Source organism: Streptomyces cyaneus (assembly GCF_004028635.1).
Lineage (GTDB): Bacteria > Actinomycetota > Actinomycetes > Streptomycetales > Streptomycetaceae > Streptomyces > Streptomyces cyaneus.
The window spans coordinates 242,802-266,834 of sequence record NZ_ML138678.1 but is presented as its reverse complement, the minus strand read 5'-3'; the positions used below and the strand labels follow the sequence as shown (position 1 = coordinate 266,834).

General features: G+C 70.6%; 21 protein-coding genes and 1 pseudogene. 14 read left to right on the top strand and 8 right to left on the bottom strand.

Going from position 1 to position 24,033, the window contains the following annotated elements; genetic code table 11:
* Nucleotides 1–375: a DUF1844 domain-containing protein gene (locus EHO50_RS01260; RefSeq protein WP_181449534.1), complete on the bottom strand. Its 375-nt coding sequence runs from the start codon at nucleotides 373–375 to the stop codon at nucleotides 1–3.
* A gap of 336 nt (nucleotides 376–711) precedes the next feature.
* Between EHO50_RS01260 and infC the strand changes: the two are divergent.
* The 10 genes and pseudogenes from infC to EHO50_RS01205 all read left to right on the top strand — a co-directional run bounded on the left by infC (nucleotide 712) and on the right by EHO50_RS01205 (nucleotide 11,733).
* Nucleotides 712–1,396 (top strand): annotated as a pseudogene (gene infC, locus EHO50_RS01250) (translation initiation factor IF-3).
* Nucleotides 1,397–1,507: 111 nt separating this feature from the next.
* A complete protein-coding gene (rpmI, locus tag EHO50_RS01245) occupies nucleotides 1,508–1,702 on the top strand; it encodes a 50S ribosomal protein L35 (RefSeq protein ID WP_004933563.1) in 195 nt (64 codons plus the stop codon).
* 101 nt (nucleotides 1,703–1,803) lie between these two features.
* Complete coding sequence (gene rplT / locus EHO50_RS01240) at nucleotides 1,804–2,187, top strand: 50S ribosomal protein L20 (protein ID WP_006141703.1); 384 nt, start codon at nucleotides 1,804–1,806, stop codon at nucleotides 2,185–2,187.
* 98 nt (nucleotides 2,188–2,285) lie between these two features.
* Complete coding sequence (locus EHO50_RS01235) at nucleotides 2,286–3,134, top strand: TrmH family RNA methyltransferase (protein ID WP_128427909.1); 849 nt, start codon at nucleotides 2,286–2,288, stop codon at nucleotides 3,132–3,134.
* Nucleotides 3,135–3,187: 53 nt separating this feature from the next.
* Nucleotides 3,188–4,324 (top strand): sensor histidine kinase, encoded by a 1,137-nt coding sequence (locus EHO50_RS01230; protein ID WP_128427908.1) that lies wholly within the window; start codon nucleotides 3,188–3,190, stop codon nucleotides 4,322–4,324.
* Nucleotides 4,325–4,493: 169 nt separating this feature from the next.
* On the top strand, nucleotides 4,494–5,615 hold the full coding sequence (pheS, locus tag EHO50_RS01225) for a phenylalanine--tRNA ligase subunit alpha (protein ID WP_062722676.1): 1,122 nt from the start codon (nucleotides 4,494–4,496) through the stop codon (nucleotides 5,613–5,615).
* Entirely contained in the window at nucleotides 5,615–8,164 is a 2,550-nt protein-coding gene (locus EHO50_RS01220; protein ID WP_128427907.1) for a phenylalanine--tRNA ligase subunit beta, read from the top strand. Before pheS ends, EHO50_RS01220 begins: the two co-directional genes overlap by 1 nt.
* A 247-nt stretch (nucleotides 8,165–8,411) precedes the next feature.
* Nucleotides 8,412–9,485 (top strand): PP2C family protein-serine/threonine phosphatase, encoded by a 1,074-nt coding sequence (locus EHO50_RS01215; protein ID WP_128427906.1) that lies wholly within the window; start codon nucleotides 8,412–8,414, stop codon nucleotides 9,483–9,485.
* A gap of 276 nt (nucleotides 9,486–9,761) precedes the next feature.
* Nucleotides 9,762–11,102, top strand: coding sequence for an NsdA family TPR-like regulatory protein (locus tag EHO50_RS01210; RefSeq protein WP_128427905.1), 1,341 nt, complete (start codon nucleotides 9,762–9,764; stop codon nucleotides 11,100–11,102).
* Between the two features lie 85 nt (nucleotides 11,103–11,187).
* A complete protein-coding gene (locus EHO50_RS01205) occupies nucleotides 11,188–11,733 on the top strand; it encodes an NUDIX hydrolase (protein ID WP_030054968.1) in 546 nt (181 codons plus the stop codon).
* Nucleotides 11,734–11,748: 15 nt separating this feature from the next.
* Here the strand turns inward: EHO50_RS01205 and EHO50_RS01200 are convergent, their stop codons facing one another.
* Both EHO50_RS01200 and EHO50_RS01195 read right to left on the bottom strand, forming a co-directional pair.
* Nucleotides 11,749–12,006: a hypothetical protein gene (locus EHO50_RS01200; protein ID WP_128427904.1), complete on the bottom strand. Its 258-nt coding sequence runs from the start codon at nucleotides 12,004–12,006 to the stop codon at nucleotides 11,749–11,751.
* Nucleotides 12,007–12,198: 192 nt separating this feature from the next.
* The gene (locus EHO50_RS01195; protein WP_128427903.1) at nucleotides 12,199–13,071 is read right to left on the bottom strand and encodes a 3-hydroxybutyryl-CoA dehydrogenase; all 873 of its coding nucleotides are present in this window, start codon (nucleotides 13,069–13,071) and stop codon (nucleotides 12,199–12,201) included.
* Between the two features lie 349 nt (nucleotides 13,072–13,420).
* Here EHO50_RS01195 and EHO50_RS01185 point away from each other — a divergent pair, with 349 nt between their 5' ends.
* On the top strand, nucleotides 13,421–14,665 hold the full coding sequence (locus EHO50_RS01185; protein WP_128428913.1) for a glycoside hydrolase family 10-like protein: 1,245 nt from the start codon (nucleotides 13,421–13,423) through the stop codon (nucleotides 14,663–14,665).
* 31 nt (nucleotides 14,666–14,696) lie between these two features.
* Here the strand turns inward: EHO50_RS01185 and EHO50_RS01180 are convergent, their stop codons facing one another.
* A complete protein-coding gene (locus EHO50_RS01180; RefSeq protein ID WP_128427901.1) occupies nucleotides 14,697–14,891 on the bottom strand; it encodes a DUF1918 domain-containing protein in 195 nt (64 codons plus the stop codon).
* Nucleotides 14,892–14,984: 93 nt separating this feature from the next.
* The gene (locus EHO50_RS01175; RefSeq protein WP_128427900.1) at nucleotides 14,985–15,929 is read right to left on the bottom strand and encodes a DMT family transporter; all 945 of its coding nucleotides are present in this window, start codon (nucleotides 15,927–15,929) and stop codon (nucleotides 14,985–14,987) included.
* On the opposite strand from EHO50_RS01175, the gene EHO50_RS01170 reads away from it, so the two are divergent.
* Complete coding sequence (locus EHO50_RS01170) at nucleotides 15,928–17,370, top strand: aminotransferase-like domain-containing protein (protein WP_128427899.1); 1,443 nt, start codon at nucleotides 15,928–15,930, stop codon at nucleotides 17,368–17,370. The two genes, EHO50_RS01175 and EHO50_RS01170, sit on opposite strands and share 2 nt — an antisense overlap.
* Here the strand turns inward: EHO50_RS01170 and EHO50_RS01165 are convergent.
* Entirely contained in the window at nucleotides 17,367–17,972 is a 606-nt protein-coding gene (locus EHO50_RS01165; RefSeq protein ID WP_164904723.1) for a DUF6461 domain-containing protein, read from the bottom strand. The genes EHO50_RS01170 and EHO50_RS01165 overlap by 4 nt on opposite strands.
* Before the next feature lie 308 nt (nucleotides 17,973–18,280).
* Here EHO50_RS01165 and EHO50_RS01155 point away from each other — a divergent pair, with 308 nt between their 5' ends.
* A complete protein-coding gene (locus EHO50_RS01155) occupies nucleotides 18,281–18,874 on the top strand; it encodes a histidine phosphatase family protein (protein ID WP_128427896.1) in 594 nt (197 codons plus the stop codon).
* Here EHO50_RS01155 and EHO50_RS01150 read toward each other — a convergent pair.
* Nucleotides 18,856–19,299, bottom strand: coding sequence for a DUF6314 family protein (locus EHO50_RS01150; RefSeq protein WP_128427895.1), 444 nt, complete (start codon nucleotides 19,297–19,299; stop codon nucleotides 18,856–18,858). The genes EHO50_RS01155 and EHO50_RS01150 overlap by 19 nt on opposite strands.
* A gap of 135 nt (nucleotides 19,300–19,434) precedes the next feature.
* Between EHO50_RS01150 and EHO50_RS01145 the strand changes: the two genes are divergently transcribed.
* Complete coding sequence (locus EHO50_RS01145; RefSeq protein ID WP_128427894.1) at nucleotides 19,435–21,918, top strand: alpha-L-arabinofuranosidase C-terminal domain-containing protein; 2,484 nt, start codon at nucleotides 19,435–19,437, stop codon at nucleotides 21,916–21,918.
* Between the two features lie 66 nt (nucleotides 21,919–21,984).
* On the opposite strand, the gene EHO50_RS01140 is transcribed toward EHO50_RS01145, so the two are convergent.
* Nucleotides 21,985–24,006, bottom strand: coding sequence for a hypothetical protein (locus EHO50_RS01140; protein ID WP_128427893.1), 2,022 nt, complete (start codon nucleotides 24,004–24,006; stop codon nucleotides 21,985–21,987).
* Between the last annotated feature and the right edge of the window lie 27 nt (nucleotides 24,007–24,033).

Below are 24,033 nucleotides of genomic sequence, written 5' to 3'. Positions count from 1 at the left end.
CTAGCCGTAGACCGGGCCGGTGTACTTCTCGCCCGGGCCCTGACCCGGCTCGTCCGGGACGATCGACGCCTCGCGGAACGCCAGCTGGAGCGACTTCAGGCCGTCACGCAGCGGAGCCGCGTGGAAGGAGCTGATCTCGGTGGTGCTCGCGTCGAGGAGCCCGGCGAGGGCGTGCACCAGCTTGCGGGCCTCGTCCAGGTCCTTGTGCTTCTCGCCCTCCTCGGTCAGACCGAGCTTCACCGCGGCGGCGCTCATCAGGTTGACGGCGACCGTCACGATCACCTCGACGGCGGGGACCTCGGCGATGTCGCGGGTCATCTCGTCGAAGTCGGGGCCCGCGGCAGACTCGGCGGGCTCAGCAGGGGTGTCACTCATGTCCCACACGATAGGCCCCGGTGCACTCCGATTAGCACCACCCCCGGGTAGCTGCTAACCTTGTGTAACGACCGGCTGGACAGCTATTGCCCAGCCCACAAGTGGAGGCTCCGACTTCCCACCTGACCGTCCTCCGGGACGGCGGGTCACCCGGTCAGGCGGCCACCATCGTTCCGTACGGACGATGGAGTCGCCCGAAGCCGCGCCCCGTGATCATCGCGGTGGTGCTCCGGTAGTGTTTTGGAGCCCCGCCTGTGATCGTCCGGGGCATTTTTTGTGCTTCGGCGCGGTTAGGTCTTACGAAAGAAGACATACGCGGCTGTCCGCCAGACCGCCGTGTGGTGCTAACCGAGGAGGATCCATCAGCGCCGAGCCCCGCATCAACGACCGGATTCGCGTTCCCGAGGTGCGACTTGTCGGTCCCAGTGGCGAGCAGGTGGGCATTGTCCCGCTGGCCAAGGCACTGGAGCTTGCGCAGGAGTACGACCTGGACCTGGTCGAGGTCGCGGCGAACGCCCGTCCGCCCGTGTGCAAGCTCATGGACTACGGGAAGTTCAAGTACGAGTCGGCCATGAAGGCCCGTGAGGCGCGCAAGAACCAGGCGCACACGGTCATCAAGGAGATGAAGCTCCGGCCGAAGATCGACCCGCACGACTATGACACCAAGAAGGGTCACGTCGTCCGGTTCCTCAAGCAGGGCGACAAGGTCAAGATCACGATCATGTTCCGTGGTCGCGAGCAGTCCCGGCCCGAGCTGGGCTACCGACTGCTGCAGCGTCTCGCGGAGGACGTCCAGGACCTCGGTTTCGTGGAGTCGAACCCGAAGCAGGACGGCCGAAACATGATCATGGTTCTCGGTCCGCACAAGAAGAAGACCGAGGCGATGGCCGAGGCCCGCCAGGCGCAGGAAGCCCGCAAGGCAGAAGCGAAGGCCAACCCCGGCAAGTCGCAGAACGCCGCGGAGGTCGACCACGACGTGGACGACGCCGAGGCGCCTGCCGAGGCTTCCGCCGAGGCGTGATCCCGGGGGACGCCAGTCCCCAGGACGTAACCGATACAAAGAGCGACGTTCCACTGTGCCCGGTTTCACGACCGGGCACCGGAACGCCACCGACGAGGAGAGAACGGCGCTATGCCGAAGAACAAGTCGCACAGCGGTGCCAGCAAGCGCTTCAAGGTCACCGGCTCCGGCAAGGTGCTCCGTGAGCGCGCCGGCAAGCGCCACCTGCTCGAGCACAAGTCGTCCCGCGTGACGCGTCGCCTCACCGGCAACGCCGAGATGGCCCCGGGCGACGCCGCGAAGATCAAGAAGCTTCTCGGCAAGTGACGTCAGCGGCGCCTGCACTGAGCGCCGTACGTCTGGACCGGGACCCAATCGTTTCCGGGCCGTGTGAGTCCAACCGCGGCCCCGCTACAAGGAGTTAAAAAGTGGCACGCGTCAAGCGGGCAGTCAACGCCCACAAGAAGCGCCGGGCGATCCTCGAGCAGGCTTCCGGCTACCGCGGTCAGCGTTCGCGTCTGTACCGCAAGGCCAAGGAGCAGGTCACCCACTCGCTGGTCTACAACTACAACGACCGCAAGAAGCGCAAGGGTGACTTCCGCCAGCTGTGGATCCAGCGCATCAACGCCGCTGCCCGCGCGAACGGCATCACGTACAACCGCTTCATCCAGGGTCTGAAGGCCGCGAACGTCGAGGTCGACCGCAAGATCCTGGCCGAGCTGGCCGTCAACGACGCGAACGCGTTCGCCGCGCTCGTCGAGGTCGCCCAGAAGGCGCTGCCGTCGGACGTCAACGCGCCGAAGGCTGCGTGACCGCTGCGCTCGGCTTGAACCGACGTGACTGAACGGACCCGTGGGTTTTACCTGCGGGTCCGTTGTGTTGGCGGAAAGATCCTTTGAAAGTGAGCCCCATGCCTTCCGGCGCCCCCGAGCTGATCTCCCCCCGTTCCCCCCGTGTCTCCGCCGCCCGGCGGCTCGGCAAGCGGAACTTCCGGGGCAAGGAGCGGCTGTTCCTGGCCGAGGGACCGCAGGCTGTGCGGGAGGCGGCGGCGTACGGGTCCACGCTCGTGGAGCTGTTCACGACCGTCGAGGCCGCAGAGCGGTATGCCGACATCATCGGGGAGGCCCGGGCGGCCGACGCGCGCGTGCACCTCGCCTCCGAGCAGGTGATCGCCGACATCTCGACGACCGTCACCCCGCAGGGGCTCGTCGGCGTCTGCCGGTTCATCGACACCCCGTTCGAGGAGATCCTCGCCGCCCGGCCGAAGCTCGTGGCCGTCCTCGCTCATGTGCGGGACCCCGGGAACGCCGGGACCGTGCTGCGGTGCGCCGATGCCGCCGGGGCCGAGGCCGTCGTCCTTACCGACGCTTCCGTGGACCTGTACAACCCCAAGGCCGTCCGGGCCTCCGTGGGCTCCCTGTTCCACCTCCCTGTCGCCGTGGGCGTACCCGTCGAGCGGGCCGTGGCGGGGCTGAAGGACGCCGGCGTGCGGATCCTCGCCGCCGACGGGGCGGGGACCGACGATCTCGACGACGAGCTCGACAAGGGGAGCATGGGTGGGCCGACCGCCTGGGTGTTCGGGAACGAGGCGTGGGGGCTTCCGCAGGAGACGCGTGCGCTGGCCGACGCCGTCGTGCGCGTCCCGATCCACGGGAAGGCCGAGAGCCTGAACCTCGCCACCGCCGCCGCCGTATGTCTCTATGCGTCGGCCCGTGCACAGCGCGCCTCCGGAGGGTGCCGCACCGTCACCGAGAGCTAGTAGGGTGACCAGCTCGGGGGCCCCTCAGCCGTCGTGAGAGGTGGGGTACGGGGATGAGTGTCGGCACGAGCAGCGCGCCGGGGGCACGGGATGTGCGGCCACCGTCCGCGTCCTGCCCCGGTGATCCCGCCGAGCTCGGTATCGATCCCGACGACCTGCCCGACGGCCTTGTCGTCGCCGACGAGCACGGGCACGTCATCTGCTTCAACGCCGCCGCCGAGCGCATCACCGCCGTCCGGGCCGCCGACGCCCTCGGGCAGCGGCTGGAGAAGGCCCTGCCGTTAGAGGACCTGGAGGGGCGGCGCTGGTGGCAGCTGACCGATCCGTACGGCGGCCTCGCCATTCGACGCAGGCAGCCTGAGCGCAATCTCCTCCTCCCCGGCGGTCGCGAGGTGCTCGTCTCGGTGCGGTACGTCCGCAGCGAGCCCACCGGTCCCGTATGCCGCGTCGTCGTCTCGCTGCGCGACACCGAGGCCCGCCGTCGCACCGAGCGCAGTCACGCCGAGCTGATCGCCACCGTCGCGCACGAGCTGCGCTCGCCGCTCACCTCGGTCAAGGGCTTCACCGCCACGCTCCTCGCCAAGTGGGAACGGTTCACCGACGACCAGAAGCGGTTGATGCTGGAGACCGTCGACGCCGACGCCGACCGGGTCACCCGGCTCATCGCCGAGCTGCTCGACATCTCGCGGATCGACAGCGGGCGGCTGGAGGTGCGCCGCCAGCCCGTCGACATCGGCGCGGCCGTGGGGCGGCACATCCAGGCGTACGTCGCCGCGGGTCAGCCGGCCGACCGGTTCCTGCTGCGCATCGAGCAGCCGCTGCCCGCCCTGTGGGCCGACCCCGACAAGATCGACCAGGTGCTCAGCAACCTGATCGAAAATGCCGTGCGGCACGGCGACGGAACGGTCACCATTGACATCACGGCCACGGCGTCCCCACGAGAAGGTGAGGACACCGGCACGTCGGTCACCGTGAGCGACGAGGGGCCCGGCATCCCGGAGGAGTCCATGAACCGCGTCTTCACCCGCTTCTGGCGGGGCAGCAAGCGCGGCGGCACGGGCCTCGGGCTCTACATCGTCAAGGGCATCGTCGAGGCGCACGGCGGCGCCGTCGAGGTCGGCCGCGCCCCCGGCGGCGGCGCCCAGTTCCGATTTACGTTGCCCGTGGCGGCCCCGGCGTATCTCACCTGAGATCCGGACCGAGCCCCACGGGCGCATTCGCATACCTCAACCCCGTTAGACTCGGCCTTTGGCACCTTTGTGTCCCAAAAACCAAGACGCTGTGTCCCGAAAACCGTGACGCACTGTCCACGAGTCGGTACGGGGACCATCCGCCAGCCAATCGGAAGCACGGGAAGAGATGTCGGCACCGAATAAGTCGTACGACCCTGTAGAGGTCGAGGCCTTGAAACCGGAAGAGATCGAGCGCATGCGGGACGAGGCGCTCGCCGCCTTCGCCGCCGCGGACTCCCTCGACGCGCTCCAGGAGGCCAAGGTCGCCCACACCGGCGGCACCTCCCCGCTGGCCCTCGCCAACCGCGAGATCGGCGCCCTGCCCCCGCACGCCAAGGCCGAGGCCGGCAAGCGCGTCGGCCAGGCCCGCGGCGCGGTCAACAAGGGCCTCGCCGCCCGCCAGGCCGAGCTGGAGGCCGAGCGCGACCAGCGCGTGCTGGTCGAGGAGGCCGTGGACGTCACGCTGCCGTACGACCGCGTACCGGCCGGCGCCCGCCACCCGCTCACCACCCTGTCCGAGCGCATCGAGGACATCTTCGTGGCCATGGGCTACGAGGTCGCCGAGGGCCCGCAGGTCGAGGCCGAGTGGTTCAACTTCGACGCCCTGAACATCGGCCCGGACCACCCCGCGCGCGGCGAGGCCGACACGTTCTTCGTCCAGGGCCCTGACGGCGGCACCGAGTCCGGTGTCGTGCTGCGCACCCACACCTCGCCCGTGCAGATCCGCTCCCTGCTCGACCGCGAGCTGCCGGTGTACGTGATCTGCCCCGGCCGCGTGTACCGCACCGACGAGCTGGACGCCACCCACACCCCGGTCTTCCACCAGGTCGAGCTGCTCGCCGTCGACGAGGGCCTGACCATGGCCGACCTCAAGGGCACCCTGGACCACATGGTCCAGTCCCTGTTCGGCGAGGGCATGAAGACCCGGCTGCGCCCGAACTTCTTCCCGTTCACCGAGCCGTCCGCCGAGATGGACATGGTGTGCTACGTCTGCCGCGGCGAGTCCGTCGGCAACCCCGACCGGCCCTGCCGTACCTGCTCCTCCGAGGGCTGGATCGAGCTCGGCGGCTGCGGCATGGTCAACCCGCGGGTGCTCACCGCCTGCGGCGTCGACCCGGAGAAGTACAGCGGCTTCGCCTTCGGGTTCGGCATCGAGCGGATGCTGATGTTCCGCCACAACGTCGAAGACATGCGAGACATGGTCGAGGGTGACGTCCGGTTCACCCGGCCGTTCGGGATGGAGATCTGATGCGGGTCCCGCTTTCTTGGCTGCGGGAGTACGTCGACCTGCCGGCGACCGAAACCGGCCGTGACGTCCAGGCCAAGCTCATTTCGGCCGGTCTCGAGGTCGAGAGCGTCGAGCACCTCGGCGCCGACCTCAAGGGCCCGCTCGTCGTCGGCCAGGTGCTGACCATCGAGGAGCTGACGGAGTTCAAGAAGCCGATCCGCTTCTGCACCGTCGACGTCGGCCAGGCCAACGGCACCGGCGAGCCCCAGGAACTCATCTGCGGCGCCCGGAACTTCCAGGTCGGCGACAAGGTCGTGGTCGTCCTCCCCGGCGCCGTGCTGCCCGGCGGCTTCTCGATCGCCGCGCGCAAGACCTACGGCCGCGTCTCGCACGGCATGATCTGCTCCACCAGCGAGCTGGGCATGGGCGACGACGGCACCCACGGCATCATCGTGCTGCCGCCGGAGACCGAGGTCGGCAAGGACGCCATCGAGCTGCTGGAGCTGGTCGACGAGGTCCTGGACATCGCCGTCACCGCCAACCGCGGCGACTGCCTGTCCATCCGCGGCGTCGCCCGCGAGACCGCCATCGCCTACGGCATCCCGCTGCGCGACCCCGCACTGCTCGACGTGCCCGGCCCGAACGCCTTCGGCTACCCGGTGCAGGTCTCGGACCCGATTGGCTGCGACCGCTTCACCGCCCGTACGGTGACCGGCCTGAGCCCCGAGGCGCGCTCGCCGATCTGGCTGCAGCGCCGCCTGCAGAAGGTCGGCATGCGCCCGATCTCGCTCGCCGTCGACGTCACGAACTACGTGATGATGGAGCTCGGCCAGCCGCTGCACGCCTACGACCGCAACCTCGTCCAGGGCACCATCGGCGTGCGCCGGGCCGAGGAGGGCGAGAAGCTCGTCACCCTCGACGGCGTCGAGCGCAAGCTGCACTCCGAGGACCTGGTCATCACCGACGAGCGCGGCCCGATCGGCCTCGCGGGCGTCATGGGCGGCGCCAACACCGAGATCGCCGACCTCCCCCAGTCTCGAACGGACTCGACCGGGGGGACCCCCATCGACGTCTCGAACGCGTCGACCGACGTCGTCATCGAGGCCGCCCACTTCGACCAGGTCGCCATCGCGCGCACCGCCCGCCGTCACAAGCTGTCCTCGGAGGCGTCCCGCCGCTTCGAGCGCGGCGTCGACCCGGCGGCGGCTGCTGCGGCCGCCCAGCGGACGGTGGACCTGCTGGTGCTGCTGGCCGGCGGTACCGCCGAGGCCGGTGTCACCGAGGTCGTCACGCCCTCCGGGCCGCACACCATCACCAGCCCGGCCGACCACCCGGACAAGGTCGCGGGCGTCGAGTACGGCCGCGAGACCGTCGTACGGCGTCTCCAGGAGATCGGCTGCGACGTGTACGGGCAGGACGAGCTGATCGTCACCGTGCCGTCCTGGCGGCCCGACCTCCTCGAACCGAACGACCTGGCCGAAGAGGTCATCCGCCTGGAGGGCTACGAGAACCTGCCCTCCACGCTGCCCAAGCCGCCGTCCGGCCGTGGCCTGACCCACCGTCAGCGACTGCACCGCAGGGTCGGTCGTGCGCTGGCCGGAGCGGGCTATGTCGAGGCGCCGAACTACCCCTTCGTCAGCGAGCAGGTCTTCGACCAGCTGGGCCTCGCGGCCGACGACCCGGCCCGCCGCGTCGTCAAGCTGGTCAACCCGCTCAACGACGAGGAGCCCGCGCTCCGTACGTCGCTGCTGCCCGGTCTGCTCGGTGCGCTGCGCCGCAATGACGGGCGGGGCTCGCACGACCTGGCCCTGTTCGAGACGGGCCTGGTCTTCCAGCCGCGTGAGGAGCAGCGCGTCGCCGGGCATCTGCCGGTCGACCGCCGCCCGACCGACGAGGAGATCGCCGCGCTGAACGCCGTGCTGCCCGAGCAGCCGCGGCATGTGGGCGTCGTCCTCGCCGGTGCGCGTGAGCAGGCCGGCTGGTGGGGCGGTGGCCGTCCGGCCGGGTGGGCCGACGCGGTCGAGGCAGCGCGGCTCGTGGCCCGTGAGGCCGGGGCCGATCTGATCGTGCGGGGCGGGCAGTACGGGCCTTGGCACCCGGGCCGGTGCGCCGAGCTGGCGATCACCGTGGACGGTGCCCAGCGCGTTGTCGGTCACGCCGGTGAGCTGCACCCGAGGGTGCTCAAGGCGCTGGGCCTTCCTGCGCGCACCTGCGCGATGGAGCTGGACCTGGACGCGCTGGAGCAGGTCGGGGACGGTACGCCTCAGGCGCCGAGCATCTCCACGTTCCCGGTGGCCACGCAGGATGTCGCCCTCGTGGTGGACAAGCCGGTGCCGGCCGCGGAGGTCGAGGCCGCGCTGCGTGCGGGGGCCGGCGAACTCCTCGAGGGGATCCGGCTGTTCGACGTGTACGAGAACGAGGAGCAGCTGGGCGACGGGAAGAAGTCGCTGGCGTACGCGCTCCGCTTCCGCGCGGGCGATCGGACGCTGACCGTCGATGAGGCTTCGGCTGCCAGGGACGCTGCGGTGGCCCTGGCGGGCGAGCGTACGGGAGCTGTTCTGCGGGGCTAGTTCGCCCAAGGGGCGGGGGACTGCTGTTTGTTGGCGGCTGCGGGCTCGTCGTGGCTGGTTGCGCAGTTCCCCGCGCCCCTTGTGGGGGCATGCCCCCACACCCCCATCGGGCGTTGTGGTCACCTCACTCAATAGGGTGACTTCTCTGGGTGATCTGGTACTTCCGGGGCATCTCTCGACAGAATCGGACCGGCCTTTCGGGGTCGGTCCGTTCTGCGTTGTCAGGGCCTATTGGGGGGCCGTCGGCATGTTCCGCATCAAGGGTCGGGTTCCCCGCAAGGTGCTGGCGTTGGGGCTGCCCATTGCCTGGGGCGCGATGGCGATCACGTACAAGCTGGCGTGCCCGCTCGCCCAGCAGGACGGCTTCGGGGCCCGTGTTGTCACCAGTGCCGTCTTCTTCGCCGTGGGTACGGGGCTGATCGTGCACGTCCGTCAGGCGTTGCTGCGTGAGCTCCGGCAGGTCCGCAAGGTCGCCGGTGCCGCGCAGAGTGCGCTGCTGCGGCCGCTGCCTTCGCGTATCGACGGGCTGAACGTCGCCGCCGCCCAGCTCTCCGCGGATCGCAGTGCCTGTGTCGGCGGTGACCTGTACGAGGTCATCGCGACCGAGCACGGCGTGCGGGCGGTGATGGGCGACGTACGCGGACATGGCATCGCCGCCATAGGCACGGTCGCCGCAGTCCTCGGCAGCTTCCGTGAAGCCGTGCACGACGAACCCGACCTGGGCCGGGTGCTGCACAGACTGGACCGGGCCCTGGCTCGGCACCTGCGCGAGCGGGCACGTGAAGAGCACCCTTCCGCGGGCCGGGAACCCGACAGCCCGGTCGCCGAAGAGTTCGTCACCCTCCTGTTACTGCAGATCGGGCGGGACGGCGAGATCACCGCCCTCAACTGCGGTCATCCCTGGCCGTATCTGCTGACCGTCGGCGGCGTCGAACCCCTCGCCCGCGCCGACCCCCTTCCGCCCCTGGGGCCCTTCCCGCTCCCCACCGAACTGCCCGCATTGAGCTGCGGCACCTTGCAGCCCGGCGACTCCCTGGTCCTGTACACGGACGGCGTCGAGGACGCGAGGGACGCGAGAGGCCGGTTCTTTGCGCTGCGGGCGGCACTCACCGGAGTCGTAGGCAACGCCCCGATCACTCCGCAGACAATCCTGCGCACCCTCTTCACGGCCCTCCTCCGCCACACAAGAGGCAGGCCGGCAGACGACATAGCGCTACTGGTCCTACGGAACGACCGAACTCCGGTCCAGTGCACGCCCTCAGGGGCGGGGGGAGCTGCGCGACCAGCCACCCCCGGCCCGCAGCCGACCAACCACCTTTAGACCAACGGCGATTAGTCGTGCGGCCAAGCCGGCGGCGGCCGTCCGCCCCGCCACGGAGTGTCGGGCAGGCAGCTGGGCGGACGGCGCGGATGCGGGCCGCCGCACTGTACGAGGGGGAGCCGGCGGCCCGGCCGGCCTCTTGCGAGGCATTTCAGTCAACCGGCTGGAAACTCTCCGCAACAGCGCGCGCACGCTGCGGATTCGCGTACTCCGTTCACACCCCGTGTGAAGGCGTTCGCACTACTCTGACGGCACCGAGCCATCCGGGGGGCATACATGCAGCCCAACACCTTGCTCGACGCGATCCTGGACGAGGCGGGGATCTCGCACGCGGGGCTGGCCGCGCACGTGAACCAGGCGGGGAGGGCGCGCGGGCTCGCGCTCAGATACGAACACACCGCCGTCGCACGGTGGTTGAAGGGGCAGCGCCCGCGCGGCCAGGTGCCCGACCTGATCTGTGAGGTGCTCGCCACCAGGCTGCACCGTACGGTCACGCTCGACGACATCGGCCTGGGCGTGCCCGGTGACCCGTCGGCCGCGCACACCACCTCGCTGTCCGGCTTCGTGGAGCGGGCCACCGCGCTGTGGCGCTCCGACGAGCAGCAGCGGCCCCACATCCTGGGCGCCCCCGCCGTCACGGGGACGCCCGCCGTCATGCCCGTGTGGGAGTGGGAGAACCCGCCCGAGGATGTGGACGTGTCGCGTGGCGGCCGGCATCGGGTCACCCCCGCCGACATCGAGATGCTGCGTGCCGCACGCACCCATTACGAACAGATGTACCGGAAGGCGGGCGGCATAGCGACCCGCACTCGGATCGTCGGCTTCCTCAACGCCGAGGCGGCGCCCCTGCTGCGCGGCAGCTACACCGATGCCACCGGGCGTCAACTGCACCGGGCCACAGGCGGGTTGGTGGCGGTCGCCGGCATCTGCGCGTACGACTCCGACGCGCACGGGCTCGCCCAGCGCTACTTCCATCAGGCGCTGCGGCTCGCGAAGGCGAGCGGGGACCGGGGGTTGGGTGCGTATGTGATCGCCCTTCTCGTCAACCAGGCGCTGTTCATGCGGGAGTTCCGGCAGGCCGTCGCCTTCGCGGAGGCCGCGCTGCGGGCGGCCGGCAAGCACATCACCCCGGCGCTCGCCTCCGACCTGTACGCGATGCAGGCGAAGGCGTACGCCCACCTCGGCGACGGCACGAGCGCCCTGTCCTGCATCCGGCGTGCCGAGCAGGCCGCCGAACGCATCCGGCGCGGATACGAACCCGACGAAACCGGCTATGTCCAGCCGGGGTTGGTCAACGTGCAGGTGGCGGAGGCGCTGCTCAGCCTCGGGGAGCTGGCGGCTGCCGGGGAGCACGCCGCGGCCGCCGTCGACAATCCCGCCCACGACCGCGGCCGGGTGCACCGGCTCGCCATGCTCAGCACGATCGAACTGCGCCAGGGCCATGCCGACAAGGCGGTGGCCACCGCGGTGCAGATGGCCGAGCAAGCCCGGGGAATGGAGTCCCAGCGCCTGCGCGACAGACTCCGGGCGGTACGCGAACATCTGGTGCGAAGCGGTTGCGCGGGCACCTCCGAGGCCGCCGAACTCATCGACGGAGCACTGCGCGTACCGCTTTAGGCCGCTGCAGGTCGGTACTCGAACCCCGACACCTCATAGTCCCTGCTGCGATATTGCCACTTACTCGACGGAAGGTGGCAGAACCGTGCAGTGGACGAAACAGAACGAACAAACTGTGTATGAAAACCGCTGGTTCACCGTCAACCTGGCAGACGTGGAGCTGCCGGACGGCCGACACCTGGACCACTTCCTCATACGGCTGCGGCCGGTCGCCGTGGCCACTGTGGTCAACGAGGCCAATGAAGTCCTCCTCCTGTGGCGGCACCGTTTCATCACCGACAGCTGGGGGTGGGAACTCGCGGCGGGCGTCGTCGAGGACGGCGAGGACATCGTCCGCGCGGCCGCCAGGGAACTCGAGGAGGAGACCGGCTGGCGGCCGGGACCCCTGCACCACCTCATGAGCGTGGAGCCCTCCAACGGCCTCACCGACGCCCGGCACCACATCTACTGGGCCGACGAGGGCGAGTACGTCGGGCATCCCGTGGACGACTTCGAGTCGGACCGCCGGGAATGGGTCCCGCTCAAGCTCGTCCCCGACATGGTCGCCCGTGGGGAGGTCCCGGCCGCCAACATGGCGGCCGCGTTACTGCTGCTGCACCATCTCAGGCTCGGGCAGGACGTCCTGCCCTGAAGTGGCGTCCTGGATCTAATGCCCGACGGCCTGCCAGATCGCCACGACGAGAGCACCCACGGCGGTGAGGGCGGCGACCGCGGGCAGCGGCCAGCGCGCGTGTTCCAGTGTGTGGATCCGGGTGTTCAGCTCGTCGATTTCCTTGGCGGTCTCCTCGGTGCGGTGCGTGAGCAGAGCCAGCCCGCCCTCCACACGGGCGTAGGCGACGTCCAGGCGGCGTCGTAACTCTGCGAGTTCTCCTTGCACGATGGGATGCTCGGGATCGGCGGTCACAGTCCGCTCCTTTCCGTAGTCATCTCGAATCCCTGGCATGCGCAGGGAAAGTGAACTCGCCTGGTGGACGCATGGGGAGAGTGTGCGAGGGGCATATGCGAGCCCGGAGCGCACACGGTGTGTGAATGGCGCGGGCCCGGCACCATCTCGGTGCCGGGCCCGTCTGCTTGGCCGGAATTTGACGGTCTGTAATCAGCCGTAGGTGTAGAAGCCCGAGCCGGTCTTACGGCCGAGCCGGCCTGCGTCGACCATGCGCTGCAGCAGCGGGGGAGCGGCGTACAGCGGCTCCTTGAACTCGTCGTACATGCTCTGCGCCACGGAGGCGACCGTGTCCAGACCGATCAGGTCGGACAGCTTCAGCGGGCCCATCGGGTGGGCGCAGCCGAGCTCCATGCCGTTGTCGATGTCCTCGCGGCTGGCGATGCCCGACTCGAACATCCGGATCGCGGAGAGGAGGTAGGGGATCAGCAGCGCGTTCACCACGAAGCCGGAGCGGTCCTGGGCGCGGATGGCGTGCTTGCCGAGCAGCTTCTCGGCGAACTGCTGGGCGCGGGCGAGCGTGCCCTCGGAGGTGGTGAGCGCCGGGATCAGCTCGACGAGCTTCTGCACCGGGGCCGGGTTGAAGAAGTGGATGCCGATGACCTGGTCGGGGCGCGAGGTGGCGACCGCCAGCTTCACCAGCGGGATCGAGGAGGTGTTGGAGGCCAGGATGGCGTCCGGGCGGGTCACGACCTGGTCGAGCACCTGGAAGATCTCGGTCTTCACCTGCTCGTTCTCGACGACGGCCTCGATCACCAGGTCACGGTCGGCGAACTCGCCCAGGTCCGTGGTGAAGGACATCCGCGCCTGCGTGGCGTCCCGCTCCTCCTCGCTGATCTTGCCGCGCTCGGCCGCCTTGGTCAGGGAAGTGAACAGCCGGGTACGGCCGATCTCCAGGGCCTCGCCGGTGGTCTCGGCGACCATCACGTCCAGCCCGGCGCGGGCGCACACCTCGGCGATGCCCGCTCCCATCTGGCCGCAGCCCACCACACCGACGCGTGCAATATCTCCGGAGATGCCGGTCACATCGACCCCTTCGCTGGTCCACGAATGCGGCAGGACCGCCGTTGTTCGGCGCCTGCTCCAAACCTGCACGTTACCTTCGGCGAAGCATGATCGATCGTTCGGGTGCCTCATGAAAGGCTGACGCAGGGCGCGATCCGGAGAGTACGGATTCGGGCTTTGTCGTCGAATTCCCGTCGTCCGCCCGAAGGGCCGGTCCGGCGGCGTCCGGTGCGTGCGATCGTAAGGCGCCGGAGCCGCAGTGCGGGCCAGGCGTCGCCGGGCAGGCGGGCATTCGACGACAGGGCCTAGGGGTGGGCCCTTGACCACGGCACACGGAGGTACGGAGAAGATGCTGCACCGCAAGTCGCGCATGTCACGTCGGGCGTTCGCGGTGACCACCCTGTCGGCACTCGTGGCGGGAGGCGGCGCGGTGGCGGCCGGTTCCGCCATGGCCGGCGGAACGACGAAGCCGGCCCCGCGCCGGGCGACCCGCGAGATGCGCGGGGTGTGGGTGGCGACCGTGGCGAACCGGGACTGGCCCTCCAAGCAGGGGCTGACCGCCGACGAACAGTGCGAGGAGCTGATCGCTCACCTGGACGCGGCGGTGGAAAACCGTCTGAACACGGTCATCCTCCAGGTGCGGCCCACGGCCGACGCCCTGTGGCCCTCGCCGTACGAGCCGTGGTCGCAGGTTCTCACCGGCACTCAGGGCGAGGACCCCGGCTGGGACCCGCTGGGTACGGCCGTCGAGGAGGCCCACGCCCGCGGTCTGCAGTTGCACGCCTGGTTCAACCCGTACCGCATCGCCAATCACACCGACCCCACCAGGCTGGCCGAATCCCACCCGGCCCGCCGGCACCCGGACTGGGTGGTGACGTACGGCGGCAAGCTCTACTACAACCCGGGCCTGCCCGAGGTCCGCGCCTTCGTGCAGAAGGCGATGCTCGACGCGGTGAAGAGGTACCCGGTCGACGCGGTCCACTTCGACGACTACTTCTACCCGTACCCGGTCGCGGGCCAGACCTTCGACGACAACGATGCCTACGACCGCTACGGTGGCGGTTTCGCGACCCGGGCCGAGTGGCGGCGGGACAACATCGACAAGCTGGTGAAGGAGATGGCGGCCGGCATCAGGAAGATCCGGCCCACCACGGAGTTCGGCATCAGCCCGTTCGGCGTGTGGCGCAACTCCGCCACCGACCCGCTCGGCTCCGACTCACGGGCCGGCGTGCAGACGTACGACGACCTGTACGCGGACACCCGCAAGTGGGTCCGTGAGGGGTGGATCGACTACATCTGCCCGCAGCTGTACTGGAACATCGGCTTCGCAGCCGCCGACTACGCCAAGCTCGTGCCCTGGTGGGCGGAGGTGGCGCGCGGCAGCCGGACGAGGCTGTACCTCGGCGAGGCGCTGTACAAGGCCGGGGATCCGGCGCAGCCCGCGGCCTGGCAGGACAAGGCCGAGCTGTCCCGGCATCTCACCTTGGCCAAGGAGCACGTGGAGGCGCGCGGGCACGTCTTCTTCGCCGCGAAGGACGTGGCGGCGGACCGGATCGGGGCGATGGCACGGGTGGTCGCCGACCACTACGGGCGGCCGGCGATTCCTCCGCGTTGACGGCTCGGTCGCGGCTGACCTGCTCGCCGAGCTACTTCATCGTGTCCCTGTGACGGATCTCGGTGTCGGGGCCGGGGGAGCACAGACCCTCGTGCCCGTCCTCGAAACGGACGCGGTACGGGGGGTTGCCCTCCTGGCCCAGGATTTCGACGATCTCGCCGACCTTGTCGTGTTGCCCGACCACCCTGCCGTGCTGGACAAGCTGGTCGCCCACGGTTGCACGCATCTGTCGGTCCTCCTCACCAGGTGCGGGAGCAGCGGTCCGTGGCCTTGAGTCTACGGCGTGGAGCGGTGGTTGGAAGTGGGTCGTTCGGCCCGCTCAGCCACGCGCCCGCTGGGTCACGGCGATGCACACCAGCACCGCCGCGGCCGTCAGCGGGGCGGCCACTGTCAGGTGCTCGCCCAGCAACAGCACCGACCACACCAGTGTGAGCAGGGGTTGGGCCAACTGCAACTGGCTGGCCTTCGGGATGCCGATCGCCGCCATGCCGCGGTACCAGACGACCAGGCCGAGGAACTGCGATCCCGCCGCGACCCACAGCAACCCGGTCACGCCGTGCCAGGTCAGGTGGACGGGTTCGTACGACAGCGCCACTGCGGCGGCCGGCACACTCAGCGGCAGACACAGCACCAGCGCCCAGCCGATCACCTGCCAGCCGGGCATGACCCGGGCCAGCCGGCCGCCCTCGGTGTAGCCGGCCGCGCACACCAGCAGCGCGGCGAAGAGGTACAGGTCGGCGGTGGTCAGAGCGCCGCCGCTCTGCTGCACGGTGAAGGCGACCACGGCGGCCGCGCCGGCGAGCGCCGCCGTCCAGAAGGTGCGCGAGGGGCGGGTGCCGACGCGCAGGGCCGAGAACAGGGCGGTGGTCAGCGGGAGCAGACCGACGACCACGGCGGCGTGCGCGGTGGTGGACGTCTGGAGCGCGAGCGTGGTGAACAGGGGGAAGCCGAAGACCACTCCGCCGGCGACCACCGCGAGGCCCGCCCAGTGACGGCGGGCGGGGAGCGGCACGCGCAGGGCGAGCAGACAGCTGCCCGCGATCAGTGCGGCCAGCACGCTGCGTACGGCGACCAGGGACCAGGCGCCGAAGCTCTCCAGGCCCCAGGCGGTGGCGGGGAAGGTGAGGGAGAAGGCGGCGACACCGAGGGCGGCCTGGAGCGTGCCGCGGAGGGGCGTCCCGGCCGGCGCGGTCGCGGTGCTGGGCGTGGCCGGGGTGGTGACTGCTATCGAGCTCGGAGCGGTAGCGCTATTCTCTGTTCCCATGCAAGAGCGTAGCAGTGTCGGTGAACTGGCGAATCAGCTGCGGCGAGAGCTGGACCGCTACTCTCCAGGTGGAAAGCTCCCGTCGAGTCGAGCCCTGGTCGAGCGGTTCCGGGTGAGCCCGGTGACCGTCTCCCGTGCCCTCGCGCAACTGGCCGCCGAGGGGCTGGTGGTCACCCGGCCCGGCGCCGGCGCCTTCCGCGCCGAGCCGCAGGCGCGGTCCGCGTCCATGGGGGACACCTCCTGGCAGGAGGTGGCGCTCAGTGCGGACGCCGCCGCGGAACTCGTACCGCGCTCGGTGGACGCCTCCGGCGTGCTGGCCTCGCTCACGGCTCCGCCGCCCGGCGTGATCGAGTTCAACGGCGGCTATCTGCACCAGTCGTTGCAGCCGGAGCGGGCGATGGCCGCCGCGCTGTCACGGGCCGGACGCCGGCCCGGGGCGTGGGGGAGGCCGCCCATGGAGGGGCTGCCGGAGCTGCGGGAGTGGTTCGCGCGCGGCATCGGCGGGCCGGGCGGCGCCGTCACGGCCGCCGAGGTGCTGATCACCGCGGGCGGCCAGTCGGCCCTGACGACCGCGCTGCGGGCACTCGCACCGCCGGGCGCGCCGGTGCTGGTCGAGTCGCCCACCTACCCGGGCATGCTGGCGATCGCCCGCGCGGCCGGTCTGCGCCCGGTCCCCGTCCCGGTCGACGCGGACGGCGTACGGCCGTCCCTGCTCGCCGACGCCTTCCGGGCGACCGGCGCCCGTGTGTTCGTCTGCCAGCCGCTGTTCCAGAACCCGACCGGCGCGATGCTCGCCCCCGACCGGCGCGGCGAGGTGCTGCGCATCGCGCGCGAGGCCGGTGCCTTCGTCATCGAGGACGACTTCGTGCGGCGGCTGGTGCACGAGGATGCGGGACCCCTGCCGCGTCCGCTGGCCGCCGACGATCCCGAGGGCGTCGTCGTCCATGTCTCCTCCCTGACCAAGGCGACCTCACCGAGCTTCCGGCTGAGCGCGCTCGCGGCCCGCGGTCCGGTGCTGGAGCGGCTGCGCGCCATCCAGGTCGTCGACACCTTCTTCGTGCCCCGCCCGCTGCAGGAGGCCGCGCTCGAACTCGTGGGCTCGCCCGCCTGGCCGCGCCATCTGCGGGCGATCTCCGCAGAGTTGAAGACCCGCCGCGATGCGATGACGGCCGCCCTGCGGCTCGACCTCCCCGAACTCGCCCTCCCGCACATCCCGTCCGGCGGCTACCACCTGTGGCTGCGCCTGCCCGACGGCGCCGACGAGTCGGCCTTGACCTCCGCCGCCCTGCGCGCGGGCGTCGCGCTCGCGCCCGGCCGCCCGTACTTCAGCGCGGAACCTCCGGCCGGGCATGTGCGGGTGAGCTTCGCGGCGGTGGCGGGGGTGGGGGAGATCACGGAGGGGGTGCGGCGGCTGCGGGCGGCTTGCGACGAGGTGCTCTAGCCGCGGGGCACCGGGGCGATGCCGCAGCTGAACTCGGCGGACGCGAAGAGCTCCGGGGTCAGGCGTATGCCGGTGATGCGGTGGGCCAGGGCGAAGGCGGCCTCGGTGTGACCCTCGAAGCCCCCGCCCTCGCTCAGGTCGAATCCCGACGCCCGCATCTCCTCGACGAGTTCGTCGGGGCGGGTGCCGTCGCGATGGAAGGGGAAGAGCGGCTCGAAGTGCAGGCGCACCTCGCCGTCCTCGTACCAGCAGAAGTGGTCCACGCCGTTCACGTTGCGGAAGTGGGAGACCGCGGTGCGACCTCGTGAGACGGGGAGCATGGCCGCGTCCGTGACGCCGAGGTAGCCGTTGACCTCGACCATCAGCGACCAGTCGCCGAGGTCCGCGACACAGACGAACAGCCCGTCGTACTCGCCCACGTCGTACGACGGTTCGTGCAGTCCGTCCACGCCGGTGATCCGGGGCGCGGGCTCGGCGCCCAGCTGCCGGAGCAGTTCCTGCGGAGTCTGCCCGCGCACCAGCGTGACGCAGTACGCCTCCAGCAGACCCTCGTACAGCTCCTCCAGCCACGCGTAGTCCGCGGCAGTCGTCGTCCCGGTCATGCCCGCAGCATCGCACCCGCCACTGACAACGCCCCGCCGACCAGGGAAAACCGCTCGACGCCACCGCCCTCGCACGGGCTCTACGAGAAGCTCGGGTTCGCCCCGCTGGAAAGGCCGGACCAATGGATGGCGCTCCACTTCCAGTTGCCGCTTCTCCTTGGCACCAGTGGCTGTACTTGAATGTCCAACAGCCGTTTTCCAGCAACTTGTCCGCCTGGTCCTGACCGCGCAGTAAGGTTTCGTCCACCCTCGGTGACGCCTGCACAACGCCTCTTGACCTGCGCACTTTCGCGACACACCATCGCCGCATGTCGCTAAGGGTCACGTTCGTCGCCGCCGCGCGCAGCTCCCCGCTGCTCGCGGAGCGCTTCGAGGACGACCGGCCGCTGGACCAGGCCGGCTGGGACGAGGTGCAGCGCGTCGCGCGCGATCTGCTGCCGCTGGCGGCGGCCGAGCTGCGCTACTGCTCACCGACCCCGCGCAGCCGCGCCACCGGCGACGCCCTCGGCTACGCCCCGCTGGTGCAACTCGCCCTGCGCGACTGTGACATGGGCCGCTGGCGCGGGCTCACGCTCGGCGAGGCGATGGCGCGGGAGCCGGAGGCGGTGGACGCCTGGCTGGCCGACCCGCGCGGCACACCGCACGGCGGCGAGTCGCTGCTCGCGTTCATCGCCAGGGTCGGCGGCTGGCTCGACACGAGGCCTGTGGAGGACGGCGGCCGGATCGTCGCCGTGGCCGAACCGTCGGTGATCCGTGCCGCCCTGGTGTACGCGCTGAAGGCGCCGCCCGCCACGTACTGGAACATCGACGTACGCCCTCTGTCGACGACCACCGTGACCGGCCGCGCGGGCCGCTGGTACCTCCGCTTCGACGGGGCGCCGGTTCAGCCCTCGCGCGCGTAGTCGGTGGTGAGGACGAGGTCCTTGGTCGGGCCGCGCACCCGCCACACCGTCCGCCAGTGGTCCTCGTCGAGGACGGTGAATTCGCCCCGGTAGAGGTCGGCCGAGCACGGGTGATCCGCGATGTACCGCCCGGACGACAGGTCCAGGTCGTGGAAGGGGCGCCCGTCGGCGAACCGTACGTCCGCCGTGCCGCGCGCGGTGCCCGGCAGGAAGCGCAGCGTCCGCTCGGCGGGCCGGGGCACGCCCTGCCAGACGAACGTGCCGGACTCGTGGTGCAGCAGCCCGCCGCCCTCCAGCGGGGCGAAAACCGTCGTGCCGGAGAACTCCCCGACCGCCCCGCTCGCGAGGTCCCGTACGGACCGCTCGACGCGCCAACTCCCGGCCAGATACGTCAGCACATCCGGTACTGGCCAGAACTCGCCCATCCGTCCCTCTCTTCCGGCGCTTCCGACACTTTCGGTACCGCGCGACCCGTTGACGCTCTTGAATCCCCTCCCTATCTTGCCGTTCGAAGTACTGATCAGTGTCTGATATTTCGAACATCGAGCCGCGGAGTATCCATGCCACGCACGCGCACCCGCTGGAGAGTCGGTCTGACGGCGACCGCCTTCCTGGTGGCCGCCGGTCTCGTCCCGGCGCCCGCCCACGCCGAGGACGTCACCGACTACGCGATCACCGTCGACCCGGCCACCAAGGGCGCGAAGATCGACGACACGATGTACGGGGTCTTCTTCGAGGACATCAACCGGGCCGCGGACGGCGGTCTGTACGCCGAGCTCGTGCAGAACCGGTCCTTCGAGTACTCCACGGACGACAACCGGTCGTACACGCCCCTCACCTCCTGGACGGTCGACGGCACCGCGCAGGTCGTGAACGACGCCGGCCGGCTCAACGACCGCAACCGCAACTACCTCTCCCTGGGCGCCGGTTCCTCCGTCACGAACGCCGGCTACAACACCGGCATCCACGTCGAGGCGGGCAAGAAGTACGACTTCTCGGTGTGGGCGCGCGCCGAGAGCGGCAGCACGCTCACGGTCACCCTGAAGGACGCCGAGGGCACGCTCGCCGCCGCCCGCGAGGTGGCCGTACGCAAGAGCGGCTGGGCCAAGTACACCGTCACCTTCACCGCGACCCGCACCAGCAGCGACGGCCGCCTGGCGGTCGCCGCCTCCGACGCCGCCGCGCTGGACATGGTGTCCCTGTTCCCGCGTGACACCTACAAGCACCAGCCGAACGGCCTGCGCAAGGACCTCGCCGAGAAGATCGCCGCCCTGCACCCGGGCTTCGTGCGCTTCCCCGGCGGCTGCCTGGTCAACACCGGCTCGATGCAGGACTACAGCGAGGCCTCCGGCTGGCAGCGAAAGCGCTCCTACCAGTGGAAGGACACCATCGGCCCGGTCGAGACGCGCGCCACCAACTCCAACTTCTGGGGCTACAACCAGAGCTACGGCCTCGGCTACTACGAGTACTTCCGCTTCTCCGAGGACATCGGCGCGATACCGCTGCCCGTCGTGCCGGCCCTGGTGACCGGCTGCGGCCAGAACAAGGCCGTCGACGACGACGCCCTGCTCAAGCGGCACATCCAGGACGCCCTCGACCTCATCGAGTTCGCCAACGGCCCGGTGACGAGCGAGTGGGGCAAGAAGCGTGCCCAGATGGGCCACCCCAAGCCCTTCCACCTCACCCACATAGAGGTCGGCAACGAGGAGAACCTGCCGGAGGAGTTCTTCGCCCGGTTCAAGCAGTTCCGGGCCGCCGTCCAGGCCGAGTACCCGTACATGAAGGTGATCTCCAACTCCGGCCCGGACGACTCCGGTTCGACCTTCGACACGGCCTGGAAGCTCAACCGGGACGCCAAGGTCGAGATGGTCGACGAGCACTACTACAACAGCCCGCAGTGGTTCCTGCAGAACAACGACCGCTACGACTCCTACGACCGCAGCGGCCCGAAGGTCTTCCTCGGCGAGTACGCCTCCTTGGGCAACGCCTTCAAGAACGGTCTTGCCGAGGCCGCCTACATGACCGGCCTTGAGCGCAACGCGGACGTCGTCAAGCTCGCCTCGTACGCCCCGCTGTTCGCCAACGAGGACTATGTGCAGTGGCGGCCCGACCTGGTCTGGTTCAACAACCACGCCGCCTGGAACTCCGCCAACTACGAGGTCCAAAAGCTCTTCATGACCAACGTCGGCGACCGTGTGGTGCCCTCCACGGCCACCGGCACGCCGTCGCTGGTCGGCCCGATCAGCGGTGCCGTCGGCCTGTCGACCTGGGCGACCAGTGCGGCGTACGACGATGTGAAGGTCACGGACGCGGACGGCAAGACACTGCTCAGCGACGACTTCTCCGGTGACGCCTCGAAGTGGACGCACACCGGCGGCGGCAGCTGGAGCGTCCAGGACGGGCAGTACGTGCAGACGGACGCGGCCGCCGAGAACACGATGGTCTCGGCCGGCGACCCGACCTGGCACGACTACGACCTGCACGCGAAGGCCACCAAGAAGTCCGGCAAGGAGGGCTTCCTCGTCGCCTTCGGTGTCAAGGACACCGGCAACTACTACTGGTGGAACCTGGGCGGCTGGAACAACACCCAGTCCGCCGTCGAGCAGGCCGTGGACGGCGGCAAGTCGACGCTGATCTCCAAGCCCGGGACGATCGAGACGGGCCGCGCCTACGACATCGACATCAAGGTGCGCGGCCGCCAGGTCACCCTGTACCTCGACGGCCAGGAATGGGGCAGCTTCACCGACGACAAGCCGGCCGAGCCGTTCCGCCAGGTCGTCACCAAGGACGCGAAGACGGGTGACCTGATCGTCAAGGTCGTCAACGCCCAGTCGGCGGCGGCCCGTACGGCGATCGACCTGGGTGGCGCGAAGGTCGCGGCCACGGCCCGCGTGACCACCCTGACCGCCGACCCGAACGCCGTGAACAGCGAGACGGAGACGCCGGTCGCACCGGTGGCATCCACCTTCTCCGGGGTCGCGGACAAGTTCACGTACACCTTCCCGGCGAACTCGATCACCTTCCTGCGGATCAAGCAGAGGTAGCCGGTCCAGGCGCGGGCCGCTGCCGCCGTCCGAGCGGCGGCGGCCCGCGCCTGCGGGTGCGGACGATCAGCCGGCCGCGGCGAGCAGTTCGCCGATCGCCGCGCGGATCGACTCGTCCGTCTCGAAGCCGCGCCAGCCGCTGAAGTAGTGCAGACGCCGGTCGAGGTCCGGGACCTCGCGCAGGAGACGGGCGGCGGGCCGGGCCGGCCCGCCGATCCGGGTCAGGTGGCGCACCGCGGGGAGCATGACCGGTAGGTAGCGGCCCTCCGCCAGCCCGCGAACCGCCGTCACCAGGGCCTGGACGGGAACCTCGGTGTCGCCGGTCGCGGCCCACAGCGCGTGCGCCGCCTCGACGCTCGTCCACTCGTCCCCGGTCCGGGCCAGCGCGCGCAGCCGGTCCGCGAGGCCCGCGGCGTGCGGGCCGAGGTCGGCCAGCCTGCGCAGATGGGGGTGGCGGACGCCGTCCCCGGCGATGACGGGACCCAGCACCTCCAGGGCCCGTCCCGGCGCGCCTCCCGTCCGCCAGTAGGCCCAGGCGGCGAGTGTCGCGTCACCGTCCCCCGGATCCGCCGACCGCGCGAGCAGGAGTTCTCGCGTCGCGTCGTCCGCCGCCCCGACGCCTCCCAGCGCCGTCGCCGCCGCCGACCAGCTCCCGTCGTGCTCCAGCAGCCGGACCAGTCGGGGTACGGCCGTCCGCGCGCCGGGCCCCCAGTCGGCGAGGACCTCGCACAGGCGGGAGCGCTCGTGTGCGTCCTCGGTGGCATCGAGCCGCTGGCAGACCGCCGGGAGCAGCCGGTCGGCGTGGTGCGGGAGGAGAGCGAGCACTTCGTGCAGCGCGGGCAGGGTGGGGAAGTGGTTCCCGCCGGCATGGATGCCGTACCTGGAGAAGGTCGACGGCGCTCCGGCCACCCGCTCGACAAGTCCCGGCACACACCGCGCGTCGTTCATCCGGGCCAGCGCCCACAGGGCCGCGTCGGCGACGCTCTCGCCCCTGCGGGTGCCGCGTCTGCCGGTGTCGTCCAGCAGTTCGGCGACCGCGTCGGCACAGTCGGCGGCCGCCGTTCCGAGGCAGGCCAGCAGTTCGGTCGCCAGATAGCGGACCTCGGCGCTCGGGTCCGCCAGCCGCGCGGCGACGGCCGGCACCAGCTCAGCGGTCGGCGAGCGCCAGCGGCGCAGCAGCTCGGCCGCCTGGGCGAGGGCGCCGATCCGGCACTCCTCGTCGAGGGGGGTCCCGCCGACCGAGTCCGTTCGAGGCTGAGGCTGGGGGAGATCGGACAGCAGGCCGAGCACGTACGAGGTGAACGAGGCCGGGGAATCGGTGAACAGTTTGCCGACCCGGTACTGGACGGCCCGCGGCCCACCCCCCACCGCACTGGTGTGCCGCCACACCTCCACGCCGGGATCCCGGACGGCGTCCAGCAGCAGGTCCAAGTGGCGCTCGGCGAGCTCGGGTTCGTCCGCTGCCAGCGCGTGCACCGCCGCCGCGCGCAGCTGTGGCTCGGGATCGCTCAGCAGCCCGCGCAGCAGGGAGTGCGCCTCTGTGCCTCGGCGCCCCACCGGCTCCCGCCGGACCGCCGAGCCGAGGGCGACGACGAGGTCGAGGCGGGTCGCGAGGTCGCTGTCGGTCCGCCAGTGCTCCAGCAAGGCGGGCAGGACGGCCTTCCCGGGGCTCGGACAGCCGGCGACGATGTCGGCGCCCGCCCGCCGGACCTCGGCCTCGGGGTCGGCCAGCAGGGCGAGCACCTCGGGCAGCGCCCGCTCCCAGGCCGCCGCCCAACCCGGGGCCAGGAACCGCTCCTCGACCCGCCCGGCCTCCGCCGCCAGCACCGAGACGATCTCCAGCACCGTGCGTCGGCACGCAATCTCCGGCCGTGCTCCCAGCCGCAGCAGAAAGGGCAGCGCGGCCGCGGCGGCGGGGCAGATCCAGCCGCCCTGATGGAAGAGCAGGTTGAGCAGGTCGTCCGCCGCCGCCTCCGCGTCCTGAGGATCCGGGCCCGCGCAGCGGCGCAGCAGAGGGGGTATGTCCTGCGCCGACCCGTAGTTGTGCTTCAGCGCCGCCCAGTCGACCGCGTCGAGTCCCTCCCACATGCGCGGGACCCTACCTTCGTCCTTCCG

Excerpts from the sequence above, each read along its gene's own strand:
- EHO50_RS01260 (WP_181449534.1), bottom strand. The coding sequence starts at position 375 with ATGAGTGACACCCCTGCTGAGCCCGCCGAGTCTGCCGCGGGCCCCGAC.
- rpmI (WP_004933563.1), top strand. The coding sequence starts at position 1,508 with ATGCCGAAGAACAAGTCGCACAGCGGTGCCAGCAAGCGCTTCAAGGTC.
- EHO50_RS01235 (WP_128427909.1), top strand. The coding sequence starts at position 2,286 with ATGCCTTCCGGCGCCCCCGAGCTGATCTCCCCCCGTTCCCCCCGTGTC.
- EHO50_RS01230 (WP_128427908.1), top strand. The coding sequence starts at position 3,188 with ATGAGTGTCGGCACGAGCAGCGCGCCGGGGGCACGGGATGTGCGGCCA.
- pheS (WP_062722676.1), top strand. The coding sequence starts at position 4,494 with ATGTCGGCACCGAATAAGTCGTACGACCCTGTAGAGGTCGAGGCCTTG.
- EHO50_RS01220 (WP_128427907.1), top strand. The coding sequence starts at position 5,615 with ATGCGGGTCCCGCTTTCTTGGCTGCGGGAGTACGTCGACCTGCCGGCG.
- EHO50_RS01215 (WP_128427906.1), top strand. The coding sequence starts at position 8,412 with ATGTTCCGCATCAAGGGTCGGGTTCCCCGCAAGGTGCTGGCGTTGGGG.
- EHO50_RS01210 (WP_128427905.1), top strand. The coding sequence starts at position 9,762 with ATGCAGCCCAACACCTTGCTCGACGCGATCCTGGACGAGGCGGGGATC.
- EHO50_RS01185 (WP_128428913.1), top strand. The coding sequence starts at position 13,421 with ATGTCACGTCGGGCGTTCGCGGTGACCACCCTGTCGGCACTCGTGGCG.
- EHO50_RS01180 (WP_128427901.1), bottom strand. The coding sequence starts at position 14,891 with ATGCGTGCAACCGTGGGCGACCAGCTTGTCCAGCACGGCAGGGTGGTC.
- EHO50_RS01170 (WP_128427899.1), top strand. The coding sequence starts at position 15,928 with ATGCAAGAGCGTAGCAGTGTCGGTGAACTGGCGAATCAGCTGCGGCGA.
- EHO50_RS01175 (WP_128427900.1), bottom strand. The coding sequence starts at position 15,929 with ATGGGAACAGAGAATAGCGCTACCGCTCCGAGCTCGATAGCAGTCACC.
- EHO50_RS01165 (WP_164904723.1), bottom strand. The coding sequence starts at position 17,972 with ATGACCGGGACGACGACTGCCGCGGACTACGCGTGGCTGGAGGAGCTG.
- EHO50_RS01155 (WP_128427896.1), top strand. The coding sequence starts at position 18,281 with ATGTCGCTAAGGGTCACGTTCGTCGCCGCCGCGCGCAGCTCCCCGCTG.
- EHO50_RS01150 (WP_128427895.1), bottom strand. The coding sequence starts at position 19,299 with ATGGGCGAGTTCTGGCCAGTACCGGATGTGCTGACGTATCTGGCCGGG.
- EHO50_RS01145 (WP_128427894.1), top strand. The coding sequence starts at position 19,435 with ATGCCACGCACGCGCACCCGCTGGAGAGTCGGTCTGACGGCGACCGCC.
- EHO50_RS01140 (WP_128427893.1), bottom strand. The coding sequence starts at position 24,006 with ATGTGGGAGGGACTCGACGCGGTCGACTGGGCGGCGCTGAAGCACAAC.